Genomic DNA, 12,341 nt, shown 5'->3' with positions numbered 1-12,341 from the left:
TTTTCGAGGTTGATTATGCGGTACCGTCCCCTACTCGCCATCCTGTTGGCCCTCTGTCTGAGCGTCTTCGCCTTTCGGGCTGAGGCGGCCAAGGCTCCTCTAACCTACGACCAGATCCGCAACACGGGCAAGGCGGCCATTTGCCCTTCGGTCTCGGACGATGCCCGCGGCCGCATTGAGGTGCCCAAGGGGGGATCCCTAAAGCTAACCGATGTCTGCTTCCAGCCAGTGCAAATTGAGGTGGAAGAAGAAAAACGGAACGGGGAAAAAGAGTTTATCAAAGCCAAAAACATCATGATCTCGGCCGCTACCCTGGGGCCGATTAAAGCCGAAGTAACTGCCAAAGACGATGGCTTGGAGTTCAAAGTGGTGGATGGGATCACCTTCCAGCCCACAACCGGTCAGTTGCCTCGCCGCGAGCTGGTGCCCTTTTTGTTTAGCGTGAAAGACTTGGTGGCTACCGCTCCAGGATCCGCCATCGATCCCTCAACGGACTTTGAAGGAGAGTTCTTGGTGCCTGGCTACCGTACCAGCAGCTTCCTCGACTCGCGGGGGCGCGGCTCCAGCACTGGCTACGACACGGCTGTAGGGCTGCAGGCAGCTAAGGAGGACTTTGCTGCCAACCGCAAGGTGGACGAGATCTCCCAGGGGAAAATGTCGCTGCGCATTGCTCGCGTGGATCCCAGCAGCGGAGAAATAGGTGGCTCCTTTGTGAGCATTCAGCAATCTAGCACCGAGCAGGGGGCACTGAAACCTCGCACCGTTCGCGTTCAGGGCCTGTTTTACGCGCGGCTGGCGCAGGAGTCCTAAAAAAGCTTGAGGCAGCTCATACCCGAGGCAGGGATCTCTCCCTGCCTATTTGTTCCTGCCAAGGGTGCAGCAGTGGCAGGTCTTGGGGTAGGCACCTTACACCCCTCTCTGGGGGTTGACGCCAGCCAGGAGCTATAGCCTTCGAGGAGCGCAACAGGCATGGCCAACTACGACTGGATCGTCATCGGGGGCGGGATCACAGGGGCGGCCCTAAGCTATGAGTTGGCCCGCCAGGGGGGATCCGTTCTTCTAATTGAAAAGGAGGCGCTGCCGCCCAGTGCCACTCGCTACAGCTACGGTGGCCTGGCCCATTGGGCGGGGAAAACCCCCCTCCTCAAAGCCCTGGGGGAGGAAGGGATCCAACGCTATCGCACCCTCTCAGAGGAGCTGGAGGCGGATCTGCAATTTCGCGAGCTGGATCTGCTCCTGCTGATTGCTCCTGGCTACTCCGTGGAAAGCGTGGAGGCGGATCTGGCTGACTGTCGCATTCCACCCCAGCGCATTTCCGTGGAGACGGCCTGTGAGCTGGAGCCCCTCTTGAATCCGGTGGCCCTGGAGGGCGTGCTCTGGGCGCGACATGGCCACATTCATCCCTGGCTGACGACGCTGGCTTTTCAGAAGGCTTTCCAACGCCTGGGGGGATCCCTGCTTTTGCAAACCGTAACCGGCTTGCGGCGGCAGGGGCAGCGGATCACGGGGGTGGAGACCCCTACAGGCTGCTATGGGGCAGCCCAGGTGGTGGTGTGCGCCGGCGGCTGGACGCGGGCTCTGTTGCGCCAGGCCGGGATCTGGGCCCCTATCTACTTCACCCACGCCGAATCCCTTGAGCTGGAGCCTGCAGAGGTGCGGTTGAGAACCATCGTCATGAGTGCGCCCGTGCAGCGGCTGGAGCTGGAGCGGCAAGCCGGCCATCCCGACCGGGATCCCCTCTGGGACAAGCCGGGACAGGAGATCTGCCCGCCGATTTTGGATGTCGGGATCCTGCAGTTTCTAGACGGCAGCCTTCGCCTGGGCCAGATCAGTCGGGTGCTGACGGATCCCCAGGCCGAGGTGGATGCCGCCGCTAGCGAAGCGCAAATCCGCTCCCAAGTAGAGCGCTACTTGCCGGCAGTAGCTCACTTGCCCGGGCGCTGGCGCCACTGCTTAGTGGCCTTTAGCAGCGATCACCACCCTCTGGTGGGATCCCTGCCCGGCTGGGAAGGGCTGCAACTCTTTTCCGGCTTCAGCAACCCCTTAGCCATTGTGCCGGCCTTGGCCCGCCGCTTTGCCCAGCAGGCCTACGGACAGGCCGATGAGTGGCTTCCCAGTCTCTCGCCGGCGCGCTTTGCTGGGTTCTCACCCCCTGCCCCTCTCCCTCAGGGATAGAGGCAAAAGAATCCTCCCTCCTTGCTCAAGACCCCTCCTCAGCCGGCGGTGTCTCCAGCAGGTCTTCCAGGCTCAGTTGGACTTGGCGCTGCAAGGCCCGAATGGCTTGATATTCCTGTTGAATACTGGCCTGGTACTGGGCGGCAAGGGCGGTGTTGCCCTCGGAAAAGGCTTGATCCCAAAGCCGGGTCCAGTAGCGGTAGCGCTTTTGGCGAATCTCCAGCTCCATGTTGGCCAAGGCGGCGCGCACCACCAGCTGGGGGCGCATCAGGGCAATACGGGTTGTTTCATCCAGCCAGAGCAGGTGGCTAAGGCGCTCGTTGAGCTCATCGTCTTGGGCGCAGAGGGTGCGCAAAGCCGTCAGCAGAGCCTCTCCCTGCTCTTCCAGCTCCGGTTGCCCTGCCAGTAGCTCCAAGATCCGCTGCCACAACTCCCGGTGGGGACGGAAGCTAAATTGCAGCTCTCGCTCCAGCAAGGTGTGGCGGATCTCGCGGCGGTACTCGGCAAAATGCAGGAAGATCTGCAGAAGGTGGGACTCTGCTTGCAACAGTTTGGATCCCTTGTTGGCAGAAAGTGGCTGGGGTTGAGCCCAGCGGTGCTGGCGTACGGCACGGCGCAGATCCTCTTCCAGGTCGCGGCTAAGGCGGGCGTTGCCGCGGCTAAGCAATTCCGCCACCTTGTGAATGTACAGAGAGCGCCACTGTCCGCCCAAGCCAGCCAACAAGTGCACCAGCGCCTGATAGGCCTGCTGGAAATCGGCAGCTTGGCTGAGATCTCGACCGGCCAGCACCTGCTCAATCTGCCAATCCAGCCATAGGGGAGCCTGAGCCAGCAGGGCCTCCAATTGGGAAGCGGGGTGCTGCCGCAGGAACTCGTCGGCATCTTTCCCAGCGGGGAGGGTGAGGATGCGCAGCTCAATTTCCCCCCGCCGCGCTTGCTCTTCAATGGCTGCGATAGCCCGGTTGGCGGCGTTGAACCCAGCGGGGTCGGCATCGAAGTTGAGAATGAGCCGCTTAGACTGCGTGTAGCGCAGCAAGGCCTTGACCTGCTGCGGCGTCAGGGCCGTGCCCATGGCGGCTACAGCATAGGCAATCCCGGCTTGGTGCAGGGCGATGACATCGAAGTAGCCCTCCACTACCAAGACTTGGTCGGCCTTGGCAATGGCCTCGCGGGCAAAGTTAAGGCCGTAGACCACCTGGCTTTTGTTGAACAGCTCGGTTTCTGGAGAGTTCAGGTACTTGGGCTGCTCCTCTCCCAAGGCTCTGCCGGCGAAGCCAATTACCCGCCCCTGGGGATCAAAAATGGGCAGCATGATGCGGTTGCGGAAGCGGTCGTAGTGGCCGGATCCCTGCTGGCGCGGCACCAGCAAGCCGGCTTCTTCCAGGAGCTTGACCGGCTGACCCTTCTGGTTAACCAGGTATTCGTAGAGCGACTGCCACCCGGGGGGAGCAAAGCCAATTTGAAACTTTTGCCAAGTCTCTTCGCTTAGGCGCCGGCTGTGCAAATACTCGCGGGCTGCAGCTCCCACCTGGGAGCGGAGAGCATGCCGATAGAAATCGGCAGCCAGGGCCAAAATCTCCAGCAGCTTTTCCCGGTGGGAGAGTTGGCGCTCGTAGTCCTGGGACAGGGATCCCTTTGGCTCCGGCAGGGGCAGGTGGTAGCGCTGGGCCAGGCGGCGCACGGCGTCGGCAAAGGAAAGATGCTCGGTCTGCATGACAAAGCGAATCACATCTCCCCCTGCCCCACAGGCGAAGCACTTGTAGATCTGCTTGCTGGGGCTGACCTGAAAGCTGGGCTTGTGGTCGTTGTGGAAAGGACAGAGGCCGACGAAGTTCTTGCCCCGCTTGTGCAGCACCACCTTTTCGGCCACCACCTCGACAATATCGGCCCTTTGGAGCACCAGTTGAATGAACTCGGGGGGCAGACCGCTCATGGTTTGGAGGGATCCCAACCTCAAGGTAGGCGGGGGAAACTCGACAGGCCGTCTTTTGACGGGGCTCAAGGGGCCTGGGATAATGAGCATGCCTTGAAGGCTGGTTTTTGGTCAATGCCTAAGATGAAAATGCAAATTGTCAAGCCTTTTTTTATAGGGCTTTTGTTGGCCATCTCTACCCTCTTTTGGAGTCCACAAGTGGCTTCTGCAGAGCCAGACTTGGCCTTGGGAGCCAAGGTTTTTCAGGCCAAATGTGTGGGCTGTCATCTCAACGGGCGCAACTCTATAGTGCCGGCTAAAAATCTCTCCCTAGCTGCCCTGCACGAGTACCACGTCGATACGCCTGAGCTCATCCAAGCCCAGGTGCGCAACGGCAAAGGGGCCATGCCTGCTTTTGGCAAGCTCCTCAAGCCAGAAGAGATCGAGGCAGTGGCCGCCTACGTTCTGGATCGCGCTGAGCACAACTGGAGCAAGGGCTGATGGGAAAAGAAGGTGCTCAGAACCCCGCCTTACTAACCCAAAGCTTGGCGGAAGGGCAGGGATCCCGCCGCCGGCTCCTGTCAGTTGGCATAGGGGCCCATGGGCTGGTGGCCGTCGGCATCTCCGCCCATGGAGTGGTGGCCATTGGCGTGGTGACCCACGGCATTCTCTCCATTGGCCTGGTGGCCATGGGCGCCCTCTCCTTTGGGCTGGTGTCGATGGGCTTGGCCAGCGCCGGCCTGGTGTCCATGGGCCTCTCCAGTTGGGGTCAGCACAGCATGAGCGTGACCGAATCCCACGGATCCCATCACCATCCTTAGCTTTTGTTGGCCGGATCCTGCCTAGTTCCCTTTCCACCTAGCGTTGTTAAGGAGTATTTGCAATGTTCAGTTGGCACAGTTACCTGGCCTTGGCCAAGAAATCTCTGCTGGCCCTGGGAATGAGTGTTGTGCCCCTTTCTTCTGCTTGGGCCCATGTGACTGTCCATCCCAAAGAGGCCCCGGCGGGCAGCGTTGCCAAGCTCACCTTCCGCGTGCCCCATGGCTGCGATGGCTCCCCAACCATTCGCCTGCGGGTGCAGATCCCGGAAGGGGCCACCTCGGTGAAGCCGATGGTGCACCCCCTCTGGAAAATTGAGACGGTGAAAAAGCCGCTGGATAAGCCCTACGAGTCCCACGGGAAGATGATCACCGAAACAGTGGCCGAGGTGATCTGGAGCGGCGGATCCCTGCCGGATGAGTTCATGGATGAGTTCAGCCTCATCCTCAGGCTGCCGGATCGCCCCGGCGAGACTATCCCCATCCCGGTCATCCAGGAGTGTGAACAAGGCATGTACCGCTGGATCCAGGTGGCGCAGCCGGGGGAGGATCCCAAAAACCTGCCAGAGCCGGCGCCGCTGCTGAAGCTGACGGACAAAGGAGGGACCCACGGCCACGGCCATGGCGCTCGCTAGCCGGGTTGCCGCTGGAATCATGTCTTTTTTGCAAAAAGGGATCCTCTTCTGGATTCGGGTTGGTCTCCTGGGCACCCTGCTGTGGGTGGGCGGGATCCAGCCCGTTTTTGCCCATGCCAGCTTGCTCTCCACCTTTCCCGAAGATGGAGCAATCCTGCAGGAAGCGCCGGCGCAGGTGCGGCTAGTCTTCAATGAACCCGTGCAGCTCACGCAGCTCCAGGTTTTGGACGGCAACGGCCAGGTGCTGCCCCTGGAAAACTTGGTTAGCACGGGCAACGCACCGCAGGGGGATTTGCCGGCGGAGATCCCGGAGGGGGTTTACATCGTCAGTTGGCGGGCCATTTCTGCCGATTCCCATCCGGTAAGTGGTTCGTTTGCCTTTCAGGTGGGGACGGCGGATCCGGGGCTGTTGCCAGCGGCAAGGGCAGCCCAAGCGGGGGATCCCTTCTATTGGCCGCTGGTGGGAGTGCGCTGGGGGATCTACCTGGGCAGCCTGTTTGTGGTGGGCGTGCTGGGTGGGTGGCGGCTGCTGCGGGAGCGGTCGAGCGCTGCAGATGAAATAGAGCTCTCTGCCGAGGCCTGGGCTTTTGCGGCTGCCTGGCTCACCCTCAGCCTGACGCTGGTGGCTTTGAGTTTGCACCTGGCCCAGCTCTACCCCCACTTTGCCGGGCCGGAGCTGCTGAGCGTGCTGGCCTCTCCCTATGGTTGGGGCACGGGGCTGCGGCTGGTGGGGCTGGGGATCCTGATCTGGGCCTGCGAGGGCGGCCCTGGCTGGGCCAGCGGATTGGGGTCGATGGCGGTGATTGGCTCGTTTTTGCCCATCGGCCATGCCCTCACCAGCGAGTATCCAGCAGGGACGATGGCCCTCTTGGGGCTGCATCTAGCCGGCTCGGCTTTTTGGTTGGGGGGGTTGTGGGGGCTGGAGCGCCTGCTAAGCCATTCGCGCCAGCGGGACGGAGTCCTTGAGTTGACTCCCCCCGCAGTAGGCCTCATCCAGCGGTTTTCCGACGTGGCCACCTGGGCCGTGCCGGGGCTGGTGCTGGCAGGGGTGGGAATGGGCGGGATCCACCGCGGCTGGGACTGGGCTCATCCCTACGGGCAGTACCTCTGGGCCAAGCTGCTGCTGGTGCTGATGATTGTGGGCTTGGGCGCCCACAACAAGTTGCGGCTGCTGCCGGCGCTGCGGTCGGGGGTCTGGGCGGCGGCTCGATCCCTGCAGGAGATTGTCCGCCTGGAGTTGGTGGGGCTAGTTTTGGTGCTGGCCTTAACCAGCTTTCTAGTGGCCCAAGCCCCTCCTGGGCAAGGAGCAGAACTCCCCCGGGAGCCAGCCTGCCAAGAGACATTGGACTGGCCAGAAGGCAGCCTCCGCCTGCAGATCCTACCCTGTCGCCCCGGCAACAACAAGGTGCAAGTGGAAGTCAAAGGGATCCCGGCCCAGGAGCTGAGCTTGGACTTTGACCTGCCCGCGCGTGGGATCCCGCCTTTGCGGCGCCAGGCCCTGCCGAAAGAACCTGGCCGATTTGAGGTGGAAGAGGTCCTCTTGCCCTTAGCAGGAGAATGGCAGATCCAGGTAAGGCTGCTAGTGAGCGACTTCGAGGAGCGACGGGAGCAAGTTAGGCTTAGGGTGGGGGATCGCTAGGAGCTGCCTAGGGAGTGAGCCTCTTCTTCCCCAAGGCGACCTTGGTACCCCTGCAACTGGAGGGCAGTCTGGAAGTCCTGACAGGCTCCTTGCCAGTCACCAAGGGCAGCGCGGGCTAGGGCGCGATTGCAGTGGGCTTTGACATGGCTGGGATCCAGTTGGAGAACCTGCGTGTAGTCGCAAATAGCTGCCGCAAAGTCTCCCTGTTGGGCATAGGCCCAGCCGCGGTTGTTCAAGACCCAGAGGCGCGTTTGGGGATCCAGCTCCAGTTGCAGGAGCTGGGTGTAGTCGGCCAGTGCGCTCTCGATCTCCCCCGCCTGATCCCAAAGGAGAGCCCGCCAGAAGAGGGCGTGGCGCTCCTGCGAATTCAAGAGCAGGGCCTGGGTGTAGTCGGCAATGGCCTGCTGTAGCCGGTTGGCCTGCCGGTGGAGATCCCCCCGCTGCCGGTAGGCGAGGGCCGCATCCGCCAGGCCCCAGTCGCAGTTGCAGCTCAAAGCTTGGTCAAGGTCAGCCAACGCCGCCTCCTTGTTGCCTAAAGCCAGATGTACCGCCGCCCGCAGGGCAAATCCCTGAGACGCCTGCGGCTGCGCTTGGATCAGGGCTGTGAAATCCGCCAGTGCTCCCTGCCAGTCCCCCAGCCGCTGCCGCGCCATACCTCGGTATAGATGGATACGGGCCATTAGATCCGGCCCACGCCGGCTCCCCGGCTGGCCTGCCCACTGCAGCGCCTGGGAGAAGTCCTCACAGGCTGCCGGCCACTCTTCTTGCTCAAAATGGATCTGGCCGCGGTCGAAGTAGAGCTGCGGGTTATGGGGATCCCGCTCTAGGGCAGCTGTGTAGTCCTGCAGCGCCGCCAAGGGATCCCCCAAAAGCCGGTGAACCTGGCCGCGGCTGCTGTAGGCCCTGGCATCGCTGGGATCCAAAGCAATGGCCTGGCTCAAGTCGGCCAGAGCCGCTTCCAGATGGCCCAGATTCAGATGAGCAATTCCGCGGTTGAGGTAGGCCTTGACCAACTGGGGATCCAGCTCCAAGGCGCGGTCAAAGTCGGCTAAAGCGCCTGCCAGATCCCCCAACTCCTGGCGGGCCAGCCCCCGGTAGCAATAGGCCTGGGCTAGTGCAGGGTTAAGGCGGAGCGCCTGTTCACAGTCCGCCAGCGCTGCCTCTAGGGCGTTGTTGCTTAGGTGGGCCATAGCCCGCTGCAGATAGAGCTCCGCCTGCACTGCCACCTCTGCTTCAGAGCTTCCAGCAGCCTGTAGCGCAATGGCCTGAGAGAAATCCTCAATGGCCCCCTGGAGATCCCCCACCGCTTGCCGGGCCAGGCCGCGGCGGTGGTAGGCCTTGCTGTGACCGGGATCCAACTGCAGCGCCTGGGTGTAGTCCTCTATCGCTCCCTGGAAGTCCAGCAACTGCGCCCGCGCCACTCCCCGGTTAAAGTAGGCTTCGCCATCCTGCGGATCCCGCTTGAGGACTTCGGAGAAATCTGCCGCTGCCCCCTGGGCATCCCCTAGATAGCCGCGCACCACGCCGCGGTTAAAATAAGCCCGCACCTCCTCAGGGTTGAGCTCAAGGGCGCGGGAATAATCCTCAATCGCTTGCTGCGGCTGCTCAAGCTGCCGGTAGGCGTTGCCGCGGTTGTAGTAGGCCACTGCCCAGTGGGGATTGAGGCGGAGGGCGTGGGTATAATCGGCAACTGCCCCTTCATAGTCCCCTAGCCGGTAGCGGGCCAGGCCACGGTTGAAATAGGTGCGGGCCTCTCCCCCCGCCAGTTGAATGACGCGGGTGAAATCTTCAACTGCTCCTGCCCAGTCGCCAGTTTTGTAGCGGGCGCTGCCCCGCTGGCTGTAGGCGCGGCTATTCTGGGGATCCAGTTGAATGGCCAGGGTGTAGTCGGCAATCGCCCCTTGGAGATCCCCTTGGCGGGCTTTCTCTTGGCCACGGACCAAGAGGCGTGCTGCCAAAACCTGGTCCACCGAAAGATCAGAAGCCAGAGCTTCGTTGGAAACAGGCAGCAGGGGCCGCAGCGCCTCTAGCACCTCAGCCGCCGACTGAAAGCGCTCTTGCCAGCGGGGACAGATCATGCGATCCAAAATTGCCGCTAGCGCCTCGCTCACTGGGGCCAGATCCCGCCAAAGCAGCTGGCCAGTGCGCGGATCGTCTGGGATCTTGGTGGGGGGGCGCCCAGTCAGCGCCTGAATGGCCAGCACTCCGACCGAGTAGATGTCGCTACAGGGCTGCGGCTTGCCAGCAAGCTGTTCTGGGGCTATGTAGCCCACCGAGCCGATGACTGTTGCCACCTGGGTTTGGCCAGGAGCCGGGCTGACCAACCGGCCCACCTCCTTCACCGCCCCAAAGTCAATCAACACCAACTTGCCGTCGGAGTCGCGGCGCATCAGGTTGGCTGGTTTGATGTCCCGATGCACGATTTGACGGGCATGGACATAGCGGAGGATCTCCAGGATCTCCCCCAGCAGTTTGACGACCTCCGCTTCGCTCAAGGGCTGGCCGGCCACCAGCTCTTGGCCGAGATCGTGGCCGGCAATGAACTCCTCGACTAAGTAGAACTCCTGATCCTGCTCGAAGTGGGCCAAGAGGCGGGGCACCCGGTCGTAGTGGTTGAGTTGGTTGAGAACTTTGGCTTCCCGTTCAAACAGCTTGCGAGCCGTGGCTAGGGTATGGGGATCCGTGGAGAGAGGGCGCAGGCGCTTAACTACGCAGGGGGTGTTGAAGGTGTCTCGATCCACCGCCTTGTAGGTAACCCCAAACCCCCCTTGCCCCAGAAGGCCGAGGATTTCGTAGCGCCCCCGCAGAATGGTTCCCGGCTTAACCTTGTCGTCCATGGCCTAGCTCGCCCCGCTGTGATCTTGGTCACGGCAAGCTGGCTCGATTCTGCCACAAGCTGCTCGCCTGCAGCGAGTTTGCCCTTAGTCCTGCACGTACTCTTCGCCGGAGATTAGGGCTGCTTCTGCCTTCTGGAACTCCCGTCCCAGGTAGGCAGCGTGGCTAAGCTGGGAGACGACCTTTTCGCTTTCTTTTTCAAAGATCTGGACACACAACTCCTTGGCCGTCCGCCCAACGTACACCCGCTGTGGGGAGCGATTGACTGGCCCCCGCGCTGGGATCACCGCCCCCGTCTCCGGGTCGGTGGCCAGCCCCCGCTCGTTGATCACGGTGCTGTAGTACTTGGCGCAAATGAGCTGCTGCTGCCGATCAATGTAGATAACAAAGTAGCCTGCCGGATCCAGCTCTAGGGGTCGGCGGGAAAGCTGGTCATCGATGCGGCGCACCTGCTCCCGCAAAGACTCAGAGGAAAAAGACGACATGGTAAAGTTGCCAAGAAGCCAACAAAACGGGTGTCAACGTAGCCAAGACTACCTTCATTATCCCTATTGTGGCCGAGAAAGGGGATCCCTGGAGAGTTGATTGCTGTAGAAAAAGCCCCCTTGTTGGCCAGGGTTTTGGTTAAGCAATTGGCGGCGGCTTAAAGCAAGTTCAGTGGAAAGGCGGATGCTTGCCAGGGGGAGCTGAGATTACGCTGAAGGCGGTAAGCAAGGGAGAGTCTTTGCTAAGATGCAGTCCGCCCAAGCTGAGAGAACCGTGGGGGTTGGGATCCCTGAGATAACACCTTCTGGAGAGCAGGAGCCGGCGGGCCATCTCCTCATCGTGGACGATCAGCCCCACAGTCGCCTGTTGCTGGGGGATCTGTTGGAGAGCATTGGCTATCGCGTCAGCGAGGCGGAAAACGGCCAGCAAGCCCTGCAGATGCTGCCAAGCTTGCAGCCGGATCTGGTCCTGTTGGATGTGATGATGCCGGGGTTGGACGGATTCGAGGTCTGTCGGCGCATCAAGGCTGATGAAGAGACACGCCTGATCCCGGTGGTGTTGATTACAGCGGCCGGCGACCGCAAAAACCGCGTGCGTGGCATCGAGGTCGGAGCCGATGACTTCTTGAGCAAGCCCTTTGATGAGGCGGAATTGCTGGCGCGGGTGCGGTCCCTCGTTTACCAAAAGCACCTCAATGAAGACCTGGATCATGCTGCCCAGGTTTTATTTGCCATTGCCCGCAGCGTAGAAAGCCGGGATCCCATCACTGGGGATCACTGTGAGCGTCTGGCACAACTGGCCAAGGGCTTCGGCGAGTTTCTCCAGCTACCCCGTCCCTTGATCAAAGCGCTGACCTGGGGAGCCTACCTGCACGACATCGGCAAAGTGGGCATACCTGACGCCATTTTGAGCAAAACGGGCAAACACACGCCGGAAGAGTGGGAGGTGATGAAATCCCACGTCTTGATCGGGGAGGAGATCTGCCGCCCGCTGCGCACCATGAAGGATGTGCTGCCCCTCATCCGCCACCACCACGAGCGCTGGGACGGCAGCGGCTATCCCGATGGCCTCAAGGGAGAAGAGATCCCACTCGTGGCCCGCATCTTCCAGATTCTGGACATCTACGACGCCCTTACCTCGGAGCGGCCTTACAAGCGAGCCTTCACTGTCCAAGAAGCCATGGACATCCTACAGGAAGAAACGGCCAAGGGCTGGCGGGATCCCTACTTAGTGGAGCGTTTCTTTGAGTTTTTGCGGTCACGGCTGCCCCAGTTGGAGTAGGCTGGGGTAGGTAGGCCCTTCAAGACAAGATCCTTTGGTTAGCAGGGATCCTCTACGGCGCTGTGTAGGCTGTCGCCAACTGTTTCCCCGCTCCCAGTTGTGGCGGCTAGTTAGGCAATACGGTACTCACCAGGTGCTTTTGAACCAGGGTATGGGGCGTTCTGCCTACCTGTGTCGCCGGCTAGACTGTCTGCAGGCGGCGCGGCGGAGGCAGCAGCTGAGCAAAGCTCTCAAGGCTTCGGTGCCAGACTCGCTGTGGCAGCTGCTGGAGCAGGAATTGGCAGAAGGCCGACAAGAGACATCAGATGCAAAAGGCTGAGTCTCAAAAGCTCTGCCAGCAGCTAGGGTATTGCTTTACCCCCCTGCCAACTACACGGCAACCCCTCTTAGTTGTCAAAATGGGGTTGGGTGAGGTCAGCTACAGCCACCCTCTAGGGACTACAGAAGAGTTATTCTAAAAAGGCGCTGTTGGTGTTGGTTCCTGCCCCCGCTGTTGCTAGGGCGGCTTTGGACTTCGCTTCCCCCTAGGATCTTCAAGACCGTCCCCTATGCCGGGAGAA

General features: G+C 61.4%; 11 protein-coding genes. 8 read left to right on the top strand and 3 right to left on the bottom strand.

Features of this window, described 5'->3' with window-relative positions; all coding sequences use genetic code 11:
* Window positions 1-15 precede the first annotated feature (15 nt).
* Window positions 16-810: a photosystem II manganese-stabilizing polypeptide gene (locus NW830_RS01520; protein WP_414359567.1), complete on the top strand. Its 795-nt coding sequence runs from the start codon at window positions 16-18 to the stop codon at window positions 808-810.
* A gap of 159 nt (window positions 811-969) precedes the next feature.
* Window positions 970-2,175, top strand: coding sequence for an NAD(P)/FAD-dependent oxidoreductase (locus NW830_RS01515; protein ID WP_414359569.1), 1,206 nt, complete (start codon window positions 970-972; stop codon window positions 2,173-2,175).
* Window positions 2,176-2,200: 25 nt separating this feature from the next.
* On the opposite strand, the gene dnaG is transcribed toward NW830_RS01515, so the two are convergent.
* Window positions 2,201-4,198 carry a DNA primase gene (gene dnaG, locus NW830_RS01510; protein ID WP_414359571.1) on the bottom strand — a complete coding sequence of 666 codons (1,998 nt, stop codon included), beginning with the start codon at window positions 4,196-4,198 and terminating at the stop codon, window positions 2,201-2,203.
* A gap of 108 nt (window positions 4,199-4,306) precedes the next feature.
* Between dnaG and NW830_RS01505 the strand changes: the two genes are divergently transcribed.
* The 4 genes from NW830_RS01505 (at window position 4,307) to NW830_RS01490 (ending at window position 7,179) form a co-directional block, all read left to right on the top strand.
* Entirely contained in the window at window positions 4,307-4,588 is a 282-nt protein-coding gene (locus tag NW830_RS01505) for a c-type cytochrome (protein WP_414359572.1), read from the top strand.
* Complete coding sequence (locus NW830_RS01500; RefSeq protein WP_414359573.1) at window positions 4,588-4,908, top strand: hypothetical protein; 321 nt, start codon at window positions 4,588-4,590, stop codon at window positions 4,906-4,908. Before NW830_RS01505 ends, NW830_RS01500 begins: the two co-directional genes overlap by 1 nt.
* Window positions 4,909-4,970: 62 nt before the next feature.
* On the top strand, window positions 4,971-5,540 hold the full coding sequence (locus NW830_RS01495; protein ID WP_414359575.1) for a YcnI family protein: 570 nt from the start codon (window positions 4,971-4,973) through the stop codon (window positions 5,538-5,540).
* Window positions 5,527-7,179 (top strand): copper resistance protein CopC, encoded by a 1,653-nt coding sequence (locus tag NW830_RS01490; RefSeq protein ID WP_414359577.1) that lies wholly within the window; start codon window positions 5,527-5,529, stop codon window positions 7,177-7,179. The genes NW830_RS01495 and NW830_RS01490 overlap by 14 nt, the downstream gene beginning before the upstream one ends.
* Here NW830_RS01490 and NW830_RS01485 read toward each other — a convergent pair.
* Together NW830_RS01485 and NW830_RS01480 are read right to left on the bottom strand one after the other, a co-directional pair.
* Entirely contained in the window at window positions 7,176-10,016 is a 2,841-nt protein-coding gene (locus NW830_RS01485; RefSeq protein ID WP_414359579.1) for a tetratricopeptide repeat protein, read from the bottom strand. The two genes, NW830_RS01490 and NW830_RS01485, sit on opposite strands and share 4 nt — an antisense overlap.
* Window positions 10,017-10,100: 84 nt before the next feature.
* Window positions 10,101-10,499: a DUF4346 domain-containing protein gene (locus NW830_RS01480; protein WP_414359581.1), complete on the bottom strand. Its 399-nt coding sequence runs from the start codon at window positions 10,497-10,499 to the stop codon at window positions 10,101-10,103.
* 247 nt (window positions 10,500-10,746) lie between these two features.
* Here NW830_RS01480 and NW830_RS01475 point away from each other — a divergent pair, with 247 nt between their 5' ends.
* Both NW830_RS01475 and NW830_RS01470 read left to right on the top strand, forming a co-directional pair.
* Window positions 10,747-11,781 (top strand): HD domain-containing phosphohydrolase, encoded by a 1,035-nt coding sequence (locus NW830_RS01475; RefSeq protein WP_414359582.1) that lies wholly within the window; start codon window positions 10,747-10,749, stop codon window positions 11,779-11,781.
* 34 nt (window positions 11,782-11,815) lie between these two features.
* The gene (locus NW830_RS01470; protein ID WP_414404532.1) at window positions 11,816-12,100 is read left to right on the top strand and encodes a YlxR family protein; all 285 of its coding nucleotides are present in this window, start codon (window positions 11,816-11,818) and stop codon (window positions 12,098-12,100) included.
* Window positions 12,101-12,341 lie beyond the last annotated feature (241 nt).

The organism is Synechococcus sp. OH30 (genome assembly GCF_047462175.1).
Classification (GTDB): Bacteria; Cyanobacteriota; Cyanobacteriia; order Thermostichales; family Thermostichaceae; genus Thermostichus.
The sequence above is the reverse complement of the archived record's forward strand: the minus strand, read 5'-3'. Positions and strand labels throughout refer to the sequence as shown.